The sequence below is a fragment of the Agriterribacter sp. genome (genome assembly GCF_035444585.1).
Lineage (GTDB): Bacteria > Bacteroidota > Bacteroidia > Chitinophagales > Chitinophagaceae > Agriterribacter.
Genome location: NZ_DAOMOZ010000055.1, coordinates 1 through 22,865 on the forward strand (window position 1 = coordinate 1; position 22,865 = coordinate 22,865).

Sequence of the window (22,865 nt, forward strand, 5' to 3'; positions counted from 1 at the left end):
ATACACATCTTTGCCGGACTGAAAAGCAAGCGATGCAATTGTAGCGTGCCAATGGTCGGGAGTGGCACAGGTAATGGCATCAATATCCTTCCGGTCAAGGATGCGCCTGAAATCGCCGTAGGTTTGTGCCTTTGTACCGGGTTGAAGTCCCTGCAGGGTTTTGAGTGTGCTGCCCAGGTGCAGTTCATCCACATCGCAAAGCGCAACAATATCCACCTCGGGAATATTGGCAAACCATTTCATATGATTGTTGCCCATGCCACCCAGCCCGATATGTGCAATACGCAATTTATCGCTGGGTGCGGCTTTGCTGTATAACGAAGGCAATATGGCAAACCCCGCGGCGCCTATTCCCACTGTTTTAATGAATTTTCTCCGGCTGAAATGGTGGCTCATACAAATGTTTTAGAAATAAGGGAAGATGAATTTTTTTTAAACTTAAGAAAGAAATGGTTAGGATCGTTTTTTATGTGTGATAATTTCTTTCCCGACAGGATCTCCACAACCCGGCAACCGGGCGGAATGGAACCCCGGCAGCAGCTTAATGTTTTTTGATAAGAGACTGATGCCGGCGTCAGGGTCTCATGGCTATCTCACAACAGCTTTTGATGAAGACCCCGACGCGAATCAATAGGTGCATAGTACGGATTCATAGTTACAGACTTTGAAAAGTTAGCTGGTGATTGATTGTTCAACTATTCTTTCTTTGTTACTTTTTGCGGAAAAAGTAACCAGTTCATAGCGTAGTTCGTTTATCGTTTTGTACGGGTAATTTATTTTATCTCATACAACCGTTTCAGGCTTTGCAGTGCTGCGGATGCATTGCTTTGCGCTTCGCCTTCAATAGCTTTCAACTTTTCTTTCGCCGCATCGCCCGCTCCTTCTGCATTTTGCAGTCCCGCAGCGAGCCCCCTGACGCAGGCTGCCTTCCATTGGTCTGCAAGATCCGCCCCTGCCATATATTGTAACAATGCTTCAACCTGTTGCCTGCTGTTGCGGGTGCCGATCACTTTACACAGCGCCTCACAAAAAGTAAATTTCCAGTCGGCAGCCGTATCATAAAAAGCAATGGTTGGTAAGGCCTTCAATAATTCAACAGATGACCCCGGTACGGAACTCAACACTGCAGTCCTGAACCATGCGCTATGTCCGTGCAGCATTACGGCATCGGCTAAAGCAGTTGCAACAGAAGGATCGTTAAATTCACCTGCACTCAGTGTTGCCTGGAGAGCTACCCTCACCGAAGTATCTTTAATCAACTGCAGCACACTTTTCATGCAGGATGGAAATCTTTCTGCAAGCATGGCTGCATGTTCACGCACTCCTGCAGCAACATCTTCCAGGGCCGATCGTACGATATCAGCATCCAGGGCATCCAATCCTTCCAGCACATACAGGGCGTGAAGCCTTGCACGCGGGTCATTGCTTTGGTTAAACAATTCCTTCACCGCGGGAACAACTGCCTTATCGTGCCGTTGCAGCAAAAGACGCTGCGCCTGCATACGCCACCACTGGTTTTTGTGCGCGAGCAGTTGTACCAGCTCTTCAGGTTTTGCGCTTCCCGGTTGGGGCTTTGCCGTTTTCCCGGCAGGGTTATTTTGTGAAACAATCCTGTAAATACGGCCGTAAATATTACCTGCATTGAAATCCATATCTGCTTCCAGGTCGTCAGGAATAGAAATGGGGGTTTCAATATGCTGGCGATACATATCCATTACATACAAATTGCCATCCGGGCCTACCGAAAAATTCACAGGACGGAACCAGGTATCGGTGGCAGCCAGGAATTCTTTGCTCTTTTCCGCTTCTGCTCTTGCGGCTATATAATGGGGCGTGCTGTCGGAAGACAATAGCACATCACGGTGCACGAGGTTACCGGAAGCATCGCCCGTAAAAATATTGCCGTGGTATTCCCCGGGGTAAGCATCTCCCCCATAGTAAGTGCCACCCGAAGCAGCCGTAAAATGATCTCTTGCATATTCAACACGGTCAAGATGATTTTCCTGGTAATCTTTATTGCGCCTGTTCGTTCTTTCCTGCCGCCAGTAGGGCGTTTCCGACAACTGGTACATCAGGGGATCATGGTCGGAGATATTTGCCACAGCAGCTTTAAGGTTGGAAGGCAGGTAGGGATTCCTCGCCAGATACCGCAGAGGGATAACCACCTGTGAAATATGGATGGAATTGGTGGTGAAAAAACGGTGCCCCCAATCATCAAGCGCCAGGCCGAATTGTCCCGGGCCGGTAGCAAGTTCAAACTGGTTGCGGTCAAGCCTGAACCGGAAGTCGGCCCCGCGCATGACCAGTTTGGGGGCTTTCGGCTTTCTGGTAAAAGTCACTTCGCCGGCCTGCCCCGTATTGTTGGCGTATATCCAGTTGTCAATGCCAAACCTGAGGTTGGTGATCTGCGCTTCTTCGTTGCCCGTAAAGAAACCTGTAAACAGTATTTCTTTGTGATCGGCCCGCCCGTCCCCATCAGTATCCTTATAATACATGATATTGGGCGCAGCCGCTATCAGCAGCCCTCCATCCCAGGGCAGTATGCTCGTGGCTTCTTTTAAACTATCGGCAAAAACCATAGCTGTATCAGCACGTCCATCACTATTCAGATCTTTCAGCATTACGATCCTGCCCTTTCCTTTTACAGCATCCGGCTTATACGCATCCGGCATGCTTACCACATACACATTGCCTTCTTCATCAAACTGCATACACACAGGGTCTATCACCAATGGCTCCGCAGCAAAAATTTCCGCTTTGAAATTTTCATCAAGCCTGAAGGTTTTGATTGATGCCCCGGGCGACAATGGGCCGGGGTACCGCGATTTATTCATGCACGATGAAATAAAAAAAATAAGCATCAGTGCAGCAAGGTATATTTCAAAACTATTCCTGAAGAAATTGATCATCGTATTACAGTTTAAACAGTTTTTTGGCATTTTCATAAAGCAGTCTCCTTTCCGTTCTCTTACTACCCGACAGCTTCCTGATGGCTTCTATATCATTTGCCCCGGAACATTTACCGGATGCAACAGTACCAAACGGGTCGGGGCAATCGCTTCCATACAATAATTTATCCTGATGCTTTTCCAGGAATGCTTTCGCATGTGCCTCATCGCGGGTAAGCGCATTTAAACCCGATCCCGCCGACAGGTCGCCATACATATTATGGTAATCGCTGAGGTAGCGGTCGGTGATGCCGCCGGGTGTAACAGCACCTTTGGGGTACATTACCGACTGGTCGGTATTGTTTTTATCTATATTGGCCCACCATGTTTGCGCATGACCAATAAAATTCACCCGGGGATATTGTTCCAGTATCTTATAAAAGCGTTCAAAACCGTAATTGTACATGGTGTGCTGCCAGTGCATCAATACCGGAACATCGTACTGCTGTGCCAACCGGTATATCTTATGCATCTCAGGTGAATCGCATTCCACACCAAACTTCAATTCGCCGATCACCACTGCCCCCAGCTTCAGGTATTTTTCAATTTCATAAGCAGCATCGGGCAAGTCGGGCACAGCACACGCACCAAACCTGAAATGCTTTTTATGCTCCTTAGCAAACAAATAAGTTTCTGCATTGCCGCCCACCGCTGCCTGTAAGCCGTTGGAAACGCCCTGGTGCGTAGACGGCGAATTGACAGGCCTGCCTGCAGGAAGAAGTATAGTGGTGGTAATGCCCATCGCCTCCTGGTGTGCGGCCAGTTCTTCGTCTGTCCGCGACAGGTAGTGAATATGCTGATGGATATCAATGACCGGCTCTTTTTTCTTTGCAGCATCGCCGGCAATAAGGTTGAGGGGCATTGCACTTCCCAATGCAAAAACACCGGTGTTCACCAAAAAACTACGGCGGGAACGGCTGTGGGATGTTTTACGCACCTGTTGATTTTTAGAATGAACAATTGAATTGTCTGAGTAAGCGCATTTAGCCATATCATGGGTTACTTTACCGGCACCAGCCTTATTTCCCGCACATCAAACATAGAGCCCTTCTCTTTGCCGGAGGCTGATTTCAAAACGATCGTTTGTATACCTTCCTTTAACCGGAGCGCACCTATCTTTTTTGTATGATAGGTAAACCACGATCCTGTTTTCCCTACTCTTGCTTCTATGCTTTTATTTCCCGCTGCAACCACAAAAGACTTGCCCGCTGCCGCATCCGAAACCGACCATTCGAGATAAACGTCGTACTTCCCGCTCTTTTTTATATCCGCGTCCCATATTGCCTGGTCTTTGGCATCAAACCAGCCAAAGGCTTTCCACCCGGGCATGTATTTGATACGGCTGCCTTCGGTACCGGCCAGCCATGCAGACAAACGATATGAGCCGTCTTCTTCACTTTCAATGCGTTCGCGGCGGTTTACCACAGGCCTGCTTTGCTTAAACGCTGCAGGCATCAGCTCATCTGCTGCATGTATGATAATATCTTCCACTTCGGGAGCAAAGGGCGAGGGTTTATTGTACCAGTACATGCTGGCTTCCGCTTCGTACCCGCCTTCTTTTAGTATGCGGCGGGAGGCGATATAACAGGGCACATCATTTGCATAGGCATTCACCCAAAGCCGCTCAGCGCCATATTCATCTTTAAGCCTGGTGGAATAATCCACCACCACTTCACCGGCAAGGTTTACCATCGCCATTTTGTTGTCGAAATTCCACACCTGCACCGGGTAATCCAATTCAGAAGGAATGGCTTCTCCCCTTTCCACGCTTTCAAGTGCAAGCCGCGCATAATATCCTTTTATGGATTCATCTTTGGTAAGGTTCACCAGTTCTGTAATATCCGGCACTTTTGAATAAGGCAATTTAACCCATTTCATTTTGCCGCCGGGCGGGTGATTCAACGGCTGCAATGGCGCGGTCAGCAATTTATCTACGTTGTCTGCAATTTCTTTACCATGCTGCTGAACATCTTCGAGCTTTCCCCTTGGTGAAGGATTGGCATCGCCGGCACAGCCCAGCGCAATCAAAGCCACGGTGCCGGGGTGCCGGGCTTCAATAACACGGTGCGCCTCTGCGATCCAGTCGCCATGAATTTTATGCACATCCCCGCCAAGCGTGGTACCGTGACAGGCGTAATTGATAAAAACGCCTCTTAAACTGCCGCCGGGGTCAGTAATTTTCAAGATGGGCAATGCCACATCTACCGGGCCACCTTTTGTGCGGCGGTTGGCTGCAAATAAGGCCTGGCCCTGCCCCCAGGATATAAGCGCAGGTTTGCGATCCTTTAATGCAGCCGCAGCCACATCTTTCAGTTTCTGCGTAAGCTGCTCAGTGTATTGGGTAATATGGATCAACTGATCCAGTGCCGGAAGAGCATCGCTAAAATGCCCGTCGCGGTATTGCAGTATATTGATCAGGTTGCCCAATTCGGGTCCGCCATGTGTATGAGATGCGTAAATGGCAACCTGTGCCGGATCAATGCCTTTTTCTTTCGACAGGAAATCAACAACATTTTTAGTAATACGCCACGGAATGCCTACCAGGTCTACGGTGATCAGCACGGAAGGATGCTGCTCATCACTGCCAAGTGCAAGCGCTTTTGCAGCTATAGGCTGCAATATACTATCTGCTTCGGTGCTCAGCCTTGCTGCATACCCGGCCATGCGTATGGGAGTAGCCGGTGTAATATCTATACTTGCAAATCCTGCATCTACCGTTGCCTGAGCGGTGGCTTTTTCCTGGGAAAAGGAAAGTTTCGCGGGAAGAAACGCGGTTACAAACGCAAAAACCACAAACAACGCTCTGGCTCTGTCATGAATTGAAAAAAATGTTACCGTTGTGTTCATTGTAGTAAGTTTTAGTTAAACGATCTTTCTTCCTGTGTTTCATACTTTGAATACCCTCTGTTGCGCAACAGCGTATATGATTGTACCTTCCGGGTTAACATGCATAGGGAAATATTCCTGCTTATCTTATTGCTTGTAACTTTTCTTTGTTCTTTTTCCCATTCGGGGAATGAATGGGCTTACCGATATATTGGCTTCCGTTATCTTTATTATGATGCCGGCTTTTTCAGTGCTTCCATCAGGTTGTTTACGGTAACGGGAACCGTCCTTGTCATCAATCCCACCACAATATACACCACTGCCGAAACAAGCGTAGGCAAACCTACTTCCAGTGCCAGGCTGTTGAGTTCTGTATTTTTAGTAACAATAAAAGTAACTATCCCGGCGGCAATAGAAGCAATAGCCGCGCCCGGTCCGCTGGATCTGAATGCGGGAAGCAATCCAAGCAACAATGGCAATGCCGTTGGACCCAGCAGTGCGCCAAACCAGTTCACTATTAAACCCAGCACACCGCCAAAGCGTTCATAATTAACGGCAACAACAATTGTGGCCAATGTAAATATAAAAGTGGTGATCCGTGCGGTGCGCAGGGGATGCGCATCGTTTGCAAATTTCTTAGATACCACTGGAAGTATATCTCTTGTAATGACCGCTGCAATGGTATTTACATCAGAAGATGTCATACCCATGGTTGCCGCAAAAAGGGAAGCTATGACCAACCCGATCATCCCCTGCGGCAAAATTTCAAGCATCAGCCTTCCATACGATGTGTCGGGGCTATCAAGCCCCGGAATGATAACCGGCGCCGCCCACATGGGGAAAAAAAGTATAAGCGGCCAAATGAGATACAGATAACCCGACAACCTGGCTGCTTTAGCAGCTTCTTTTTCTGAAGGTGAAGAAATATAACGTGTAGCGAGGCTCCAGCTACCACCATTATAACTCAAAAAATAAAGCAGGAACATCACTGCAACAAAACCCGCAGTATAAGGATCATTAAACAAATAACTGTGTTCCGGTGGCAATTGCTTCCAGACACCCGTTACAGAATCTGTTCCGCCCAGTTTCTTTACCACCAGCACAAACATAACCACGCCGCCAAGCACCTGCACGATAAACTGTATCAGGTCGGTAATGATAACGCCCCAAAGCCCTCCGAAAGTAACGTAAATAAGTGTAACAACACCTGAGATCAAAATACCCTGAGTCATAGGGATGCCTGCTACTACATTGAGCAAAATGCCTATAGCGGCCCATTTTGCCCCAACATCAAACACTTTTAAAATAGCGCCGCTCCATGCCATGATCTGCTGCGTAACAAGATTGTATCGTGTGCTGAGGTATTCGAGCGGCGACTGTATCCGCAAGTTTTTCCGAAGTCTTACCCAATATGCAGGAAATATTTTTGCGCTTGCAATAATAGCTATAGCCACCGGAAAAGCCCACCACATGTACACGGTGAAACCATGCGTGTATGCTACCGCCGCGTAGGCCACGAACACAGCGCCGCTATGCCCGGATACATGATGGGAAATACCGGCCAGCCACCAGGGCAGCTTTCCACCGGCCACGAAATAGTCTTCCGGACTTTTATTTTTGAAATAAGACCATATGCCGATAACGATCATGCTCAGGAAAAAAAGCGCAACTACAATGAGGTCAATGTTGTGAAGTGGCATTTAAGCAGTTTGATAATGGCAAAAAAAGAGATATATCCTCTCTTATAAGCAAACGCGTTTCCCAATATAGAACATAGTCCGCGAAATGAACGGATCAATAATCCAGCTCCAATTTCAGGCGTTCTTTCAATTCTTTCACCAGCGGGTATTCTTCAATCATTTTCAGGTATTGCTCGCGGCTGGTGAGCGGGCGCTCCTGCGGTGCGCCGCTATCCATGGCTTCTTCTATATGGATAGCATAGGAAAGAGAGCGGTTATTATAAAAAGACTGGAGATGTTCAATCAATGCCCCGCGTTCCTGCTCAATAAACTTTTGCTGGATATTGCTTTCCACCACTATCTCAAAGCTGCTGCTGTTCGTTACCCTTAATTGCGCCAGCTTAAAGTTGGTAACGGCAGAATGGTTTTTTTGCTCCGCCAGCCTGTCTATATAGCTGCTCCAGGCTTCCTGCAGGTTTTCTACAGTTAAGGGCTTTGTGGTATGATTGGACTGTGTTTGCTTTTGAACGATCTGCTTGCGTATTTTAGACAGGGCCCCAAGCGTAGGTGTGGCTGTAACCGGCGCCTGCGCTGCCATTCCGCCCGTAACCGGCTTACCGGGATGGGCTACCGGTTTTACCTCCCCGTGGCCATATGGTGTTTCTTCCTCTTCCACCATACTGCTTTCAATGATCAGCCTGGCATTATCCGTTGATGCCGGTTTGTTTGGTGCAGGAGATGTATTGCCTTCCGGAGCTGTCTCCTTCAGTACTGCGGGTCTTATGTTTTTAAATGCCACAGGCTTTGCTGCATCAGTACGTTTTTTTTTAACTGTGCCGCCTTCATTCACCAGCTCTACTGCCTGGCTCAGGTAGGTGAGCTTGATGAAGGTAAGCTCTGTATGCAGCTTCTTATTTCGTGCGCCTCTATAATTGATCTCTGCTTCATTCAAAACATTCAATGCGCTGATCAGCCATGCCGGTGATATCTTTTGCGCTGTAGCCACATACCGGCCTTTAAAGCTTTCCACCACTTCAAGCAGCCCGGCTATTTTTTCATCTTTGCACACCAGCAGGTTGCGCACAAATTCGGCAAAGCCATTCAACACCAGATCACCTTCAAACCCTTTGCGGTCTATGTCATCATACAACAGCAGGGCGCTGCCCAGATCCTGCTCCAGCATGGCTTCCATGAGCTTAAAATAATAATCTGCATCCAGTATGTTCAGGTGTTCCAGGGTGTTCTGATAGCTGAGCTCGCCATTGGTAAAGCTTACGATCTTATCTAAAATACTGAGCGCATCCCGCATGCAGCCCTCGCTTTTTTGGGCGATCACCTGGAGTGCTGCTTTATCGGATGTGATCTTTTCTTTGTCGCAGATCTCCTGCAAATGCTCAACGGTATCGTTGGGCGTAATTCTTTTGAAGTCGAAGATCTGGCAGCGTGATAATATGGTGGGAAGTATCTTATGCTTTTCGGTAGTGGCTAAAATAAAAATGGCATAGGGCGGCGGTTCCTCCAGCGTTTTTAAAAAGGCGTTAAAAGCCGAGGAGCTAAGCATGTGCACCTCATCTATAATATACACTTTGTATTTCCCGGCCTGGGGCGAAAAGCGCACCTGCTCCGTAAGCGTTCTGATATCATCTACAGAGTTGTTGCTCGCTGCATCTAATTCGTGAATATTAAGGGAAGCACCGTCATTAAATGATTTACAGGATTCGCAAACATTACAGGCTTCGCCATCTTCCTGCATGTTTTCGCAATTGATGGTTTTTGCCAGGATACGGGCACAGGTGGTTTTGCCTACGCCTCTTGGTCCGCAAAACAAAAAAGCATGCGCCAGTTGTTTGTTTTTGATCGCATTCTTTAAGGTAGTGGTAATGTGCGCCTGACCCACCACGGTATTAAAAGTTTGCGGGCGGTATTTGCGCGCCGATACAATAAAATTATCCATGCCCTGATCCGTTTATGCAAATGTAAGGGAATGTGGGAAATGGAAGAGGGAGGGGTAAGTAGTGAGTAGTGAGTTGTGAGTAGTGAGTAGTGAGTAACTGGCGCCGGTTATCCGCGGGGCTTCCAGGGAATATCTTCAATCTTCAGGAGGTGCCCGGCATATCTTGCCAGTACAAATAAGTAGTCGCTCAGGCGGTTGAGGTATACCAGTATAAGGGGTGCTATCTTCTCTTTTTCGGTTTCCAGGTGCACGCAGCATCTTTCTGCACGGCGACAAACACAGCGGGCGATATGCAGGTAGGATATGGTGCTGTGACCGCCGGGTAAAATAAAATGCTTCAGCGGTGGAAGCGTCTCATTCATCCTATCTATCTCTTTTTCCAGTGAAACAATATCGGATTCATGAATATCGGGGATATGCATTTTGGTTTCCCTGGCAGGATCGCAGGCAAGCGCTGCCCCTATGGAAAACAAATGCCACTGCACATCCTGCAATACTTTGCGGCTTTGTTCATCATCAAGGGAATCTTTGCATAAGCCGATGTTTGAGTTCAGCTCATCCACGGTTCCATATGCCTCAATGCGCAAATGCGACTTGGGTACTTTGGTTCCCCCGATCAGTGAAGTTGTGCCTTTATCGCCGGTTTTGGTATATATTTTAAAGGACATAACGGTTAGTTCTTGTAAAACAGGAATCATGCTGCAGGATCAGCCTTTTACTCATTACAGCGCTACCGCTGCTTCAGACGTTCTTTTATCGCTTTCAATAACGCCATCCCTCAGGCGAACGATCCTTTTGGCATAACGAGCGATATCTTCTTCGTGCGTTACCAGCACTATAGTATTGCCTGCCTCCTGTATTTTACCAAAAATATTCATGATCTCGTACGAAGTCTTGGTATCTAAATTCCCCGTAGGTTCATCCGCCAGCACCAAAGACGGGTTATTTACCAACGCCCTTGCTATAGCCACACGCTGGCACTGACCGCCGCTCAGTTCATTGGGCCGGTGATGACTTCTGTCCGCGAGGTCAACCTGCTCAAGCACCGTCATGGCCATTTCCATACGCTGCTTTTTGGGTATGCCGGAATAAATAAGCGGGAGCGCTACATTTTCCAAAGCTGAAAGCCGGGGTAAAAGATTGAACTGCTGGAAAACAAAGCCGATCTCCCTGTTCCGTATCTCGGCCAGGTCATTGTCCATCATTTTACTTACCTGGTGCCCGTTCAGATAGTAATCCCCGCCCGTGGGCGTGTCGAGGCATCCCAGTATGTTCATGAGCGTGCTTTTACCGGAGCCTGAAGGCCCCATTAAAGCAACGTACTCGTTTTTTTGAATATCAAGTGAAATGCCCTTTAAAACCTGCAACTCCTGCCTGCCCATAAAGTAGCTTTTCCTGATATTATCGAGGTGAATGATGGCGTTCATAACTGCTGTTCGGAATTGTTTAAAACAAATATAAGCGAAACTGCGGGATGATGTGGATTTATGGATAAAAGACAGATCCAAATTATCTGTTAACAAAAAAATGCCGTAAAGTAAAATATACCGGTTTTCCATTAGCGCCTCCTATCGCCGGGGTGTATTTCAAATGTGGCCGTGGCAATGCAACAATTTGAAAGACCTCCTATCGCCGGCTCCTTCTTTTTCTTTTTTTAGAGGGCTCATATATCTTCTTTGCTTTAACAAGCATATCAAAAAACTCTGTGTGCAACGGATTGGTGATGTCCATAGACTCTTTGGTAAGTCTTAATACATCATCCCAGGTGGCTTTTTGAAGATAGGGCGAGCTGTGAAGAAATCCTCCAAACATACACACACTGGTGGCAAACTTAAAATAGGGGTCTAAGCTGTCTAACGGCTTGTAATTATCAAGGCAACTGTACTCCTGCCTTATAAGATCTTTTTTCCCGGGCAACCGGTAATTGATCGTTACTGTTGCCAGCTCTCCTCCGGCGGATCGGCCTGCAACCTGTTCTTTCCCCGGAACCAGCTCAAAAACCGCTATCATGGAATGTCCAGAACCTATCTCCCCTCCTTCTAAAGTGCTGCTGGTATCTTCGAGCGCCGTTCTTTTATTGTCGAAGCCTATCAACCGGTAAGACTCAACCGCTTCATGATTGAAATGCAGGTTAAGCGATACATCATCCGCTACTGCGTACAGGGTTTGCGTAAGCTCCTTAACCAATACTTTTTCACCCTCTTTTTCATCATCCAGATATGCAAAATTGCCGTTCCCCTTTTTTGCCAGCGCCTCAATCTTCGAGTCTTTGTAATTGCCCATTCCCACTCCCAGGCAGGTGAGGTAAATACCGCCCTGCTTCATTTTAAGGATAAGGCTTTCCAGCTCGCTTTCAACCGATACGCCTACATTAAAATCGCCATCCGTTGCCAGTATCACCCGGTTATTGCCATCTTTTATAAAGGTATGGTGCGCCAGCCGGTAGGCCTGCCTTATTCCCGCCTCTCCGGGTGTAAACCCGCCCGCAGCAAGGTCTTCAATAGCCTGTAATATCTTTTCTTTTTTATCGCCGCTGGTGGGTGGCAGCATTACACCGGTAACCCCGCCGTATACCACAATGGATACAGTGTCTACCGGCCGCAGGTTTTCAACCAGTTTCCTGAACGCCGACTTGAGCAATGGCAGCCTGTTGGGCATATCCATCGAGCCCGATACATCTATCAGGAAAACCAGGTTACTGGGAGGAATATTATGAAGATTGAGCTTTTTGGAATTTACCTGCACAAACAGCAATTGGTTCTCTTCATTCCAGGGACAGGAGCTCAGTCGCGAACGAACGGTAAAGATGCTGTCGCCCCCTGGCTCGGTATAGTTAAAATTGAAATAATTCAGCATTTCTTCAATACGAACGGCATCTTCAGGCACCTGGCTGTTCATGTTAATGAACCGGCGGATATTGCTGTAGGAAGCGCCGTTTACGTTGGGCGTGATGCCGGTAACGGGATTGCCTTCCGTTTTAACAAAATCATTTTCAACCAACGCACTGTAGGTTTCATCTGCAACAGACAATTTCCGTTCCGACAAGGCTTTAAGGCTGGTGGTGAGTGATAACAGGTAATGCTTTTGCAGGCTTGCCGTATAAGGCAGCATTTTCATGGTAAGCTCCTGGTATTCGGAGGTATTTACCCTTAATGAAAGTGGCTCGTACCCGTCGAGCGAAAGACTGATGCTGTCGGATTTCTGTGTGCTGGGAATGCCAAAAGCACCGCCCAGCCCGCTGGAATGCAGATAACCGGTTGAATGAAGGATGATCTTTACATTCTGCAGGGGCGTATTTTTCCCATCCTTTATTTCCCCGCGTAAATAATACTGGGCATTTACCGTTGTATAAAAACAGAGCCATCCAATGAGCAGGGCTGCATGTTTTATATGGCATTGCATGTGTATAACAGTAGTTTTAGTAATCTAACGATATTGGATACGTGATATTATTTCACAGGTTGTTATGCCTGGCCGGTCAGTTGGTATATCTCTTTGATATTCCTCCCCAGCCCATCGTAATCAAGCCCGTATCCTACTACAAATTTATCGGGTATGGTAAACCCGCGGTAATCAACATGAACAGGATAAATGGTGGCTTCAGGCTTATGCAGTAAGGTGCATATTTTCAAAGAGGCCGGTTGCTGGTGAAAAAGCTGCGGTAAAAACTCGCTCATGGTTTTGCCGGTATCAATGATGTCTTCCAGTATAATAACATCCCGTCCGAACAGATCTGTATCAAGCCCTATAGAAGTTACAACATGTCCCGACGATTTGGTGCCCTTATAGGAAGCCAGTTTTATAAAACAGATCTCCGCCGGTATCTCCAGCACTTTAAAAAGATCCGAAGCAAACATGAACGATCCGTTCAAAATGGCAATGAACAGGGGTATTTTTCCCTGGTAATCCTTTTCCAAAGCATGTGCTATTTCCTGTATCTTATCAGCGATCGCTTCCTGCGAAATATAGGGTTCAAACGGCTTACCATGAATATGTATTAGGGGCATGGCTCAGTTTTTATAAATGAGCAGTTCCTGCCCGCTGCGGATCGCATCATTCTGAAGCCTGTTCCATGAGCGCACCTGTTCTACTTCAACTCCATATTTCCGGGCAATGCTGAACAAGGTTTCCTTATGTTGAACAACATGCTTTACAGATGATGCTGCAGGCGTATAAACTGCCGGCAGGAGCGGTTGCTCTGCTTTTGCTATTTCTGTTCCGCTCATATTATTGACTGCATTGGCTGCCGCACGCTCCGCCGCATCTTTCTGCAAATAGAGCTTTTGCCCTGCAACAGGTATTTCACTACCTCTCAATTGATTGTAAGCTAATAAATTATCTAATCTTATGGCTTCTTCCTGGGCAATATCATAAAGTGTTTCTCCTTTTGTAACCAGGTGAAACGGGTTGGAACCCTGGCGCCTCTTCCGCTGTAAAAAGACCAACTGGTCTTTGCGCACAATATCATCCGCTTCAGACAGTTCATTAAAATCAAGCAGGTGCCTGTATTTAACGCCGAACTGCTCGGCAATAGAAAGCAGGGGAGTGCCTGCAAGAGCTACAACCACCCTCGTATCGTTTATCCGGAACGCTTCTTCGGGATAGCGTAAACGCAGGGCTTTAACCGGGGTTTCGCTAACCTCCGCAGTCATTTCCGCGGGAACAACAGGCATTGTGTTGCTGTTAGCGGCATACATCGGCTGCTCATCTTCCATTTTGCGTTTGCCAAGCGCTATCAACGTGTACAACTGGAGATCATAGGTTTCAATGAATTTCACCAGTTGCTGTGTATATTTCGGGTTGGTGGCATAGCCTGCTTTCTTTAATCCTTTGGCCCAGTTCTTGTAATCCTCAGGATCCAACCGGAAAAGGAAAGCATAGCGCTGGCTCCTTTTTAAAAAATCGGAGTGATCCCTGTATGAATCTTCGGCCGTGGCATAAGCACGGAAGCATTCTCCTCTTTCATCATCATCGTGATATACCTTGTTCCCGCTCCAACCTGTTTTGCATTTAATGCCAAAATGGTTATTGGAACGTTTTACAAGATCGCTTCCACCCGCCTGCGTTTCCAGGATGCCCTGCGCCAGCTTAATGGAAGCGGGCACGCCTGTGCGCTGCATTTCCCGGATAGCCAGGAACTTATAAGTATTGATGTATTGTATAACAGCGGCATTCTGCGCCTTTAAAGCCGTAAAGCTCAAAAAGGCCAGCATCAAAAGGATATTTGTTTTTTTGATCATAGATCCGGTATTCTATTTTTTCAGGATCAGCATTAACCCGTCTCTAACGGTGAGCAATACCTGCTCTACCCTGTTGTCTTTTTTTATATGCTCATTAAATGCATGAATGGCTTTGGCATTCTTCCCTTCTACCGGTTCTTCAAGCACCTGCCCGTGAAACAACACATTATCGGCTATTATACAACCGCCGGGCTTCAACTGCGGCAGCACCAGCTCATAATAATTGATATAGCTCACCTTATCTGCATCTATAAAAACCATGTCCCAGCTTTCATTCAATGCGGGAATGATCTCCAGGGCATTCCCAACCTGCAATTTAATACGATCCTTTACAGTGCTTTTGTTAAAAAAGCCAAGCGCCTTCGCTGCATCTTCATCGCGCAATTCAATGGTATACAATACTCCCCCTTCAACCAGCCCTTCCGCGAGGCACAATGCACTATACCCCGTGAATGTTCCGATCTCCAGTATGCGCGAAGGGCGTATCATCCGGCTCAGTATGCTCAGCAGCCTTCCCTGTACCTGTCCGCTGAGCATATGCGCATGCGGATGGTTTTCACTGGTATAAACCGCTATTTCCCGCAACAATGCATCTTCGCCTGTTGTAAACTGCTCCGAGTAAGCCTGTGCAGGAATATTAATTATTTCCACATCGCTTCTTTCGGCAAAGGTAAGGCCGGGAAATGCCAAATGCAATCAATTAAAATCCAACTATCAACGAATCTTCTGTTGTGAGATTGCCTTATTTTCCTTTTTCAACAGATTTACCCCATTTTTGTGTAAATATGTCTTATGAACAATAAAGAGCGCTTTATTCCTGCTTCCGACGCAGTACAATGCATACAACCGGGCAACCGCGTGTTTTTGCATGGCAGTGCGGCAACGCCGATCACTCTAATAGAAGCCATGCAGAACAGGCATGCGGCATTAAAAAATGTAGAGCTGGTAAGCATTACCAACCTGGGAAACGTGGATTTCAATAAACCCGAATACCGGAAAAGCTTTTTTTTTAATTCATTGTTCGTTTCGGCCAATACGCGCGCCGTGGCAAACAGCAGCGACGGCGATTATGTGCCTATATTTTTAAGCGAGATCCCCCAGCTTTTCAGGAAGTCTATATTGCCTGTTGATGTGGCATTGGTACAGGTATCGCCGCCCGATGCGCACGGGTATTGCTCTTTAGGCACTTCTGTTGATATTGCCCGTTCCGCAGTGGATACCGCCAAAACAGTTATTGCGCAGGTAAATCCCAATATGCCACGCACACACGGCGATGGATTTCTGCATATAAGTAAAATAAATGCGCTGGTTTGGGATGAAAGCAGCCTCCCCGAAGTGGATTATACTCAAAAAGTGAGCAGTAGTGTTGAAAAGATCGGTTATCATGTAGCCTCTTTGATCGAGGATGGCGCCTGCTTACAAATGGGTATCGGCGTTATTCCCGACCAGGTTTTAAAAAATCTTGGCAGTCATAAAAACCTTGGCTTGCATACGGAAATGCTGTCGGATGGTGTTATACCGCTTCTTGAAAAAGGCGCTATCAACAACAGCCGGAAAAAACTGAACATTGGCCGGTCTGTTACCGGATTTATGGTGGGCACACGAAAGCTGTACGATTTTGTACACGACAACCCTTCCATACGGGTAATGGACATCGGCTATGTAAACGATACCAGCAATATCAGGAAAAATCCCCGCGCAACGGCCATCAACAGCGCCATAGAGATTGATCTTACCGGCCAGGTATGCGCCGATTCTATCGGCACTTATCAGTTCTCGGGCATCGGGGGTCAAATGGACTTCATGCGGGGTGCTTCCCTTTCCGAGAACGGTAAGCCCATCATTGCCCTGCCATCCGTTACCTCAAAAGGGATCTCCCGCATTGTACCTTTTTTAAAAGAAGGCGCGGGAGTGGTTACAACCCGGGGACATGTTCACTGGGTGGTTACGGAATTCGGGATCGTGGACCTGTTTGGAAAGAATTTAAAGCAAAGAGCGCAAGCGCTGATCAGCATTGCCCATCCCGACCACCGCGAAACGCTGGAAAAAGCGTTTCACTCCAGGTTTAAATCTTAATTTGCATTCCATTTATTTTACACCGGGCCGCACGACCGAACATCATTATAATGAGCAATAGCGTTTCAAAGAGCAACAGCATCGTCATTACAGGGGCCGCGGGCTTTATCGGCAGTTGCCTGGTATCCTTTCTCAACAGCAGGGGGTTTGAAAACCTTATCCTCGTGGATGAATTTGAGAGGAACGACAAACTGGATAACCTCCGCAATAAAAAATACACGCATAAAACAGAAAGGGATCTTTTTTTTGAGTGGCTGCATCAAAACAAGCCGGGCATTGACTTTGTTTTTCACCTGGGCGCACGTACGGATACTACCGAATTTGATTATGCCGTGCACCAGCGGCTGAACGTTGAATACTCGCAGGACATGTGGAACTATTGCGTACTGCACAATATCCCTCTTGTATATGCTTCTTCTGCCGCTACTTACGGATCGGGCGTATTGGGCTATAATGACGATCATGATATAGTGAACCGGCTTGAGCCACTGAACCCTTATGGCATTTCAAAAAATGAATTTGATAAATGGGTGCTTCGCCAGCACAGCGCACCGCCTTTTTGGGCCGGGTTAAAGTTCTTTAATGTTTACGGCCCCAACGAATACCACAAGGGACGCATGGCCAGCGTGGTATTCCATGCCTTTAACCAGGTAAAACAAAAAGGGTATGTAAACCTGTTCAGATCGCACCGTCCCGATTTTAAGGATGGAGAACAACTGCGCGACTTTGTATATGTAAAAGATGTGCTGCATATTTGCTTATGGCTGATGGAAACCCGGCCACACTCCGCCCTTTACAATCTCGGCACCGGTAAGGCAAGAACTTTTTATGACCTCGCCCTTGCCACATTCGCGGGGATGGACATACTGCCCGATATCCGTTTTATTGATATGCCGGAAGACATCCGCGATAAATACCAGTATTTTACCGAAGCGAACATGGACAAATTAAGAAATGCAGGTTATGCCGATGCTTTTTATGGTTTGGAAAAGGGCATTGACGATTATGTAAAAAATTATTTAATTACAGGAAACTACTATTAGCGATGAATAAAAAAATAGCCATCATTGGGGGTGGCAACCTCGGCACTGCTATTGCGGAAGGACTGATCCAAAGCGGGTTTGTTTTACCCGGCCATATTCTGATCACCAAAAGAAATGTTTCAACGCTCCGGCACCTCGAAGAAAAAGGCGTGCTGGTGAGCAACGACAATGCCGAAGCGCTTCGCTTTGCCGACATGGTCATTCTTGCGGTAAAACCTTTCCAGGTTGATGATGTGCTGGGCGCTGTTAAACCTCTTTTTGACGGGAACAGGCATGTGCTGGTTTCGGTGGTCACGGGCATATCCACTTCGCATATCCACGGTATTTTAAATAAAAAAATATCAACCGTAAGGGCCATGCCCAATACAGCTATCGCCATACAGCAGAGCATGACCTGCATAAGCGCAAGGGATATTACCAGCGAGCAGTTGGATTATGTGAAAGACATTTTCAGCCAGTTGGGGCTGGTGGTGGTAATTGAAGAAAAGCTGATGGATGCCGCAACGGTACTGGCTGCATGTGGAACGGCATACGCCATGCGTTATATCCGCGCCAATATCCAGGGGGGCATTGAAATTGGGTTTAACGCCGCTACCGCCAGCCTCATCGCAGCGCAAACGGTAAAGGGCGCCGCGCAACTGCTGTTACAGAAGAATACACACCCTGAGCACGAAATTGACAAGGTAACCACACCCAAGGGCTGCACCATAGCCGGGCTGAATGAAATGGAACACCAGGGCTTCAGTTCTTCGCTCATTAAAGGTATTGTGGCGAGCTATGATAAGATTGCAACGGATAATAGATGAGGTGGGAGGTATGAGGTATCAGGTATCAGGTTTCAGGAAAACAAAGAACCAAAAAGCAAATAGCAGGAAACCAAGCTGCCCGGGTAAAAACAAAATATTTATGGGGTTATCCATTCATTATTCAGGTGTTCTTCGGGACAAGAAATTATTGACGCTTCTGACAGAAGAGGTAAGCGAAATTTCAGAAACCCTTGATTGGGCGCCGCGTATTATTGATGATAAAGAACTAAAAGGAATATCCTTTGCACCCGAAAGAAGCGAACCTGTGTTTCTTACTTTCGATCACAACAACCGGCTGCTTTCACCCACGAACAATTTTGTTAAAGAAATTTATGATGGCGTTCGCTTTGATAAAGAGCTGCTGTTCACTACAAGCGTTAAAACACAATATGCCGGACCGGATGCTCATATTGCTGTCATCAAACTTTTAAAATATGTTTCTGCAAAATACCTCGAAAGCTTTACACTTAGCGATGAAGGAAATTATTGGGAAACCGGTGATGAAAAGATTTTATACGCCCAGTTTAAAAAATATGAGGACGCACTCGATTTTGTTCAGAAAGCGCTACAGGATCTTACCGCTGTGCCCGGCGAAACCGCCTCTTCGCTGGCGGAAAGGATCGAGAAAATTTTGAAGGAGAAATTCAGGGAAAAAGAAGAATGAAATTATTTCTGATTTTTGATTTGTTGATTTCTGATTTTTTAGTTCATCGTGTACCTCTTCGAATTTCGGATTTTTAGCTTCGGGTCTGAAATTTCCCCGCCCCGGCGGACAGGTTTGGTTCTTGTTTTTATGTGATTTGGCTCTTCTGTTACCGCCCCGCCTGGTGTTTTCACCAGCGGGATAACAATCTGCATTAAGGCAACTCTCCGATTCTTTCATATTTCCGATCAAATATCACGTCTTGTTGATGGTGATACCGGCACACATTGCCATACCGCACGAACACCCAACAACGTCGGAAGCTATAAACCTGCACCTAAAAATAATAACTCCCGGCGAAAGGATAATTGGCAAAAACAATGAGTATAAAAGGTTAAAGAACGAGTTAACACGCGGTGCTGACCCTCCTTTCGTCGGGTACCGACCGCGTGCCTCAAATTTAAAATTTCAAATCTCAAATCACTTGTGACATTCTGCTGCAACGCCGGGGACGCTTTGCAATACCGGGCTTATAAAAGAAATACCCAGGTTCATTAGCAATTCAGCTTTGCCCACCATAATATTATGATACTATTATATATTTGCTGAACAATAACTGTGGATAATTTGCCCCACTCCTATTGATTTCCAAAGGATTATTTGTAGCATGATATTTTCTTTGTAAAAAGAGTTTGTATGATGTTCAGATGATGATAGCATGGATCAGCATAAAAAGAAAAAAAATATATGGAAAAGGATCGGGAAGATAACCCTGAAAACGGTTGCGTTCCTTTTGCTGTTTTTTTTACTGCTTGTGGGTTTGATACTGCTTCCCCCGGTTCAGCAATTCATTACCGGCAAAGCCACAGGTTATCTTGAAAAAAAGTTAGGCACCAGGGTTTCTGTGGGAAGACTGTATATCGGGCTGCCCAAAAATATAGTACTGGAAAATGTTTATCTCGAAGATAAGCAGCAGGACACGCTCCTGTACGGCGGCAATATTAAGGTGGATGTGAGCATGGTTGACCTGCTGCTGGGTAATGGTGTAAATATCAATACTGTTTCTCTGCAAAATATAACGGCAAAGGTTAAGCGGGAACTCCCTGATACTGTTTTCAATTTTCAATTCATCATAGATGCCTTTGCATCAAAAGACCCAAAACCCGGAGATCCGGCAGATACTTCAGCTACAGCCATCAGCATCGGCGCGATTCAGCTTGATTCGATACGTTTATTGTATAAGGATGCAGTAACAGGCAACGATGCCGAAGCCGCGCTTGATCATTTTGAAACCAGGTTTAATGATTTTGACCTGGATAAAATGAGGTTTGACATTGGTGTTACGAAACTGTCCGGGCTTTCATTAAAGGCATACCAGACAAAGCCTCTTACAGTTGAAAAGCCGGAGATAATTGAAGATGCTGAACAAAAAGCGGGAGCGCTGCCGGATATCGCCATCAAAGCTATTGATCTGCAGAAAATATATGTTGACTATAAAAATGATGTTTCCGCATTTTATGCCCTCCTCAATCTCGGGCGGTTGCATATCAGTCCCGATAAAATTGATCTGCCCAAACAGCTTGCCGACCTGGGAGATATTGCCCTGAGCGGAACAACTGCGGCTATACGTTTGGGTAAAACGGATACTGCGAACGTTACGGTGAAGCCAACGGAAGAAGCTCCCGCTTCCGCCAACTGGAAAATTCAGCTGGCTTCACTCAGGCTCGACCATAATACCATCCGGTTTGATGATGACAATGCCCCGCATCAAAAGGAAGGCATGGATTTTATGCACCTCAAAGTGGATGACCTGGTTTTTCATGCAAATGATCTTGTTTACAACAACGATTCAATAGCAGGAACAATAGCAAAAGGATCATTTGCCGGGCAGAACGGCTTTTCTTTACAGCAGTTGCAGACTGATTTCCTGTATGCATCAAAACAGGCATATCTCAAAAACCTGTACGTAAAAACACCCGGCACCGAATTGAGAAGGGATATTGCTATACAATTTGAATCCATTGAAGCGCTCCAGAAAAATATCGGTGACGCAAAGCTTGATATCAATATACAAAACAGCAAACTGGCAGTAAAAGATGTACTGACCTTTGTTCCTTCTCTTCGTTCGCAGCCTGCTTTTGCGGACGACAACGCTACCTGGCTCCTGGATGGCAACATTAAAGGAAGCGTTTCAAACATGCTGATCCATAATTTACAGATCAGCGGCCTGCACAACACAAGGGTATCCGTAAAAGGAAGAATAACCGGGTTGCCGGATGCACAAAAAATAAATGCGAATCTTGATATAAACACCATCAGCAGCTCAAAAAACGATATACTGTCTTTCATGCCTGGCAATTCACTGCCGGACGGCATTACACTGCCGGACAGGATATCGCTTTCAGGAAAAATAAACGGCGGGGCTAAAAAATTGTATACCAACCTGAAGCTGAATACCAGCCTTGGCAACGCTTTTCTTAAAGGAAATACGCAAAATATAACGGATGAAGAAAACGCGGTGTACGATATTGAGCTTCAAACACAGTTGCTGGATATCGGAACTATACTGCAGGATAAAAATAATTTTGGACCAGTAAGCGCTGTCTTTGCAGTAAAGGGAAAAGGTTATGATACCAAAACCGCTGACGCTTCACTACAGGGTACCATACAATCGGCTGTGCTTAAGCAATACCATTACCGGGGGTTAAATATCAATGGCAGCATCGCTCAGCAAAAAGCAGCTATACATGCAGCCATTGCCGATCCTAACATCCGGTTTTCCTTAAATACCACCGCTAACCTCTCAAACCCGTTCCCCGCTGTGCAGATAAACGGCACTATTGACAGCATCAAGCTGAAAGCGCTGAACCTGAGCAATGATATGATCGTTTACCACGGGAAAATATCAGGCGATTTCTCAAATACCAATCCGGACAGTCTTGACGGCAGGCTGCTCATATTGCAATCATTGCTCGTTCACAACCAGCAGCGTATTGCAATGGATAGTATTGAGTTGCTGGCCGGGCTACAGGATAGCATACAAAGCCTTCGTTTCAGAAGTGATGTATTCAATGCAGAGATGAAGGGAAAATATAAGCTAACGGAAATGGGCACCGTAATGCAGCATGCCATTGAACCGTATTTTTCAACAGACAGCAGCGGGTTTGCTTCAGCACAAATATCTCCCTACGACTTTACCATTAATGCTCAACTGGTCAACAAGCCTGTTTTAAAAATATTCATTGACAGTTTACAGCGGTTGGATACCGTTACCATACAAAGTCATTTTAACGATAAGGGCTGGAATGCGCTCGTTAATGCCCCGGCTGTTAAAATAGGATCCAACGCGGTTAGCGACCTGGCAATAAAAGCAGATGCAGGCGATACGGCGCTGTTTGTTAGCATCAATGCGGCGCAGATAACCGCGGGCAGCAGCATAGCCATGTACGGCACAAACCTTACTGCCGGTATCGCGGATAATAACATTGACTTTGCTTTACATATCAAAGACAGGTTGCAAAAGGAAAAATACAAGCTGCAGGGACTGTTTCAACAATTGGGCAATGGTGCATACCGGTTTTCCCTGAAGCCTGCTGATCTGTTGCTGAACTATGAAAACTGGACCATTGCCGAAAACAACAAAATAGTTT

Annotated in this window: 17 protein-coding genes; 5 read left to right on the forward strand and 12 right to left on the reverse strand. The window is 46.5% G+C overall.

Features of this window, described 5'->3' with window-relative positions; genetic code table 11:
• From PLH26_RS08125 to PLH26_RS08180, 12 genes are all read right to left on the reverse strand, one after another.
• A partial coding sequence (locus PLH26_RS08125; RefSeq protein WP_324585511.1) for a Gfo/Idh/MocA family protein occupies positions 1 to 396 on the reverse strand: 396 nt, incomplete at its 3' end.
• A gap of 377 nt (positions 397 to 773) precedes the next feature.
• The gene (locus PLH26_RS08130; RefSeq protein WP_324585512.1) at positions 774 to 2,909 is read right to left on the reverse strand and encodes a PVC-type heme-binding CxxCH protein; all 2,136 of its coding nucleotides are present in this window, start codon (positions 2,907 to 2,909) and stop codon (positions 774 to 776) included.
• Between the two features lie 4 nt (positions 2,910 to 2,913).
• The gene (locus tag PLH26_RS08135; protein WP_324585513.1) at positions 2,914 to 3,885 is read right to left on the reverse strand and encodes an amidohydrolase family protein; all 972 of its coding nucleotides are present in this window, start codon (positions 3,883 to 3,885) and stop codon (positions 2,914 to 2,916) included.
• Positions 3,886 to 3,947: 62 nt separating this feature from the next.
• The gene (locus tag PLH26_RS08140) at positions 3,948 to 5,795 is read right to left on the reverse strand and encodes a hypothetical protein (RefSeq protein ID WP_324585514.1); all 1,848 of its coding nucleotides are present in this window, start codon (positions 5,793 to 5,795) and stop codon (positions 3,948 to 3,950) included.
• A gap of 209 nt (positions 5,796 to 6,004) precedes the next feature.
• A complete protein-coding gene (locus tag PLH26_RS08145; protein ID WP_324585515.1) occupies positions 6,005 to 7,474 on the reverse strand; it encodes a sodium:solute symporter family protein in 1,470 nt (489 codons plus the stop codon).
• 94 nt (positions 7,475 to 7,568) lie between these two features.
• The gene (locus tag PLH26_RS08150; protein ID WP_324585516.1) at positions 7,569 to 9,407 is read right to left on the reverse strand and encodes a DNA polymerase III subunit gamma/tau; all 1,839 of its coding nucleotides are present in this window, start codon (positions 9,405 to 9,407) and stop codon (positions 7,569 to 7,571) included.
• A gap of 107 nt (positions 9,408 to 9,514) precedes the next feature.
• The gene (locus PLH26_RS08155) at positions 9,515 to 10,075 is read right to left on the reverse strand and encodes a cob(I)yrinic acid a,c-diamide adenosyltransferase (protein WP_324585517.1); all 561 of its coding nucleotides are present in this window, start codon (positions 10,073 to 10,075) and stop codon (positions 9,515 to 9,517) included.
• 54 nt (positions 10,076 to 10,129) lie between these two features.
• Positions 10,130 to 10,834, reverse strand: a complete 705-nt coding sequence (locus tag PLH26_RS08160) for an ABC transporter ATP-binding protein (protein WP_324585518.1) — start codon at positions 10,832 to 10,834, stop codon at positions 10,130 to 10,132.
• A 199-nt stretch (positions 10,835 to 11,033) separates the two neighbouring features.
• Positions 11,034 to 12,809 (reverse strand): vWA domain-containing protein, encoded by a 1,776-nt coding sequence (locus PLH26_RS08165; RefSeq protein WP_324585519.1) that lies wholly within the window; start codon positions 12,807 to 12,809, stop codon positions 11,034 to 11,036.
• A gap of 62 nt (positions 12,810 to 12,871) precedes the next feature.
• Positions 12,872 to 13,414, reverse strand: a complete 543-nt coding sequence (gene hpt, locus PLH26_RS08170; RefSeq protein ID WP_324585520.1) for a hypoxanthine phosphoribosyltransferase — start codon at positions 13,412 to 13,414, stop codon at positions 12,872 to 12,874.
• Positions 13,415 to 13,417: 3 nt separating this feature from the next.
• Positions 13,418 to 14,647 carry a glucosaminidase domain-containing protein gene (locus tag PLH26_RS08175; protein WP_324585521.1) on the reverse strand — a complete coding sequence of 410 codons (1,230 nt, stop codon included), beginning with the start codon at positions 14,645 to 14,647 and terminating at the stop codon, positions 13,418 to 13,420.
• Positions 14,648 to 14,659: 12 nt separating this feature from the next.
• Positions 14,660 to 15,337: an O-methyltransferase gene (locus PLH26_RS08180; RefSeq protein ID WP_324585522.1), complete on the reverse strand. Its 678-nt coding sequence runs from the start codon at positions 15,335 to 15,337 to the stop codon at positions 14,660 to 14,662.
• A gap of 102 nt (positions 15,338 to 15,439) precedes the next feature.
• On the opposite strand from PLH26_RS08180, the gene PLH26_RS08185 reads away from it, so the two are divergent.
• From PLH26_RS08185 to PLH26_RS08205, 5 genes are all read left to right on the forward strand, one after another.
• Positions 15,440 to 16,723, forward strand: a complete 1,284-nt coding sequence (locus PLH26_RS08185) for an acetyl-CoA hydrolase/transferase family protein (RefSeq protein ID WP_324585523.1) — start codon at positions 15,440 to 15,442, stop codon at positions 16,721 to 16,723.
• A 50-nt stretch (positions 16,724 to 16,773) separates the two neighbouring features.
• The gene (rfaD, locus tag PLH26_RS08190; RefSeq protein WP_324585524.1) at positions 16,774 to 17,766 is read left to right on the forward strand and encodes an ADP-glyceromanno-heptose 6-epimerase; all 993 of its coding nucleotides are present in this window, start codon (positions 16,774 to 16,776) and stop codon (positions 17,764 to 17,766) included.
• Positions 17,767 to 17,768: 2 nt separating this feature from the next.
• A complete protein-coding gene (gene proC / locus PLH26_RS08195; RefSeq protein WP_324585525.1) occupies positions 17,769 to 18,572 on the forward strand; it encodes a pyrroline-5-carboxylate reductase in 804 nt (267 codons plus the stop codon).
• A gap of 100 nt (positions 18,573 to 18,672) precedes the next feature.
• Positions 18,673 to 19,236: a hypothetical protein gene (locus tag PLH26_RS08200; RefSeq protein WP_324585526.1), complete on the forward strand. Its 564-nt coding sequence runs from the start codon at positions 18,673 to 18,675 to the stop codon at positions 19,234 to 19,236.
• A 697-nt stretch (positions 19,237 to 19,933) separates the two neighbouring features.
• Positions 19,934 to 22,865: AsmA family protein (locus PLH26_RS08205; RefSeq protein ID WP_324585527.1), on the forward strand; the 2,932-nt coding region annotated here is incomplete at its 3' end.

Coding starts and splice junctions, on each gene's coding strand:
- PLH26_RS08200 (WP_324585526.1), top strand. CDS start 18,673: ATGGGGTTATCCATTCATTATTCAGGTGTTCTTCGGGACAAGAAATTA.
- PLH26_RS08155 (WP_324585517.1), bottom strand. CDS start 10,075: ATGTCCTTTAAAATATATACCAAAACCGGCGATAAAGGCACAACTTCA.
- PLH26_RS08150 (WP_324585516.1), bottom strand. CDS start 9,407: ATGGATAATTTTATTGTATCGGCGCGCAAATACCGCCCGCAAACTTTT.
- PLH26_RS08145 (WP_324585515.1), bottom strand. CDS start 7,474: ATGCCACTTCACAACATTGACCTCATTGTAGTTGCGCTTTTTTTCCTG.
- hpt (WP_324585520.1), bottom strand. CDS start 13,414: ATGCCCCTAATACATATTCATGGTAAGCCGTTTGAACCCTATATTTCG.
- PLH26_RS08175 (WP_324585521.1), bottom strand. CDS start 14,647: ATGATCAAAAAAACAAATATCCTTTTGATGCTGGCCTTTTTGAGCTTT.
- PLH26_RS08185 (WP_324585523.1), top strand. CDS start 15,440: ATGAACAATAAAGAGCGCTTTATTCCTGCTTCCGACGCAGTACAATGC.
- rfaD (WP_324585524.1), top strand. CDS start 16,774: ATGAGCAATAGCGTTTCAAAGAGCAACAGCATCGTCATTACAGGGGCC.
- PLH26_RS08140 (WP_324585514.1), bottom strand. CDS start 5,795: ATGAACACAACGGTAACATTTTTTTCAATTCATGACAGAGCCAGAGCG.
- PLH26_RS08130 (WP_324585512.1), bottom strand. CDS start 2,909: ATGATCAATTTCTTCAGGAATAGTTTTGAAATATACCTTGCTGCACTG.
- PLH26_RS08160 (WP_324585518.1), bottom strand. CDS start 10,834: ATGAACGCCATCATTCACCTCGATAATATCAGGAAAAGCTACTTTATG.
- proC (WP_324585525.1), top strand. CDS start 17,769: ATGAATAAAAAAATAGCCATCATTGGGGGTGGCAACCTCGGCACTGCT.
- PLH26_RS08165 (WP_324585519.1), bottom strand. CDS start 12,809: ATGCAATGCCATATAAAACATGCAGCCCTGCTCATTGGATGGCTCTGT.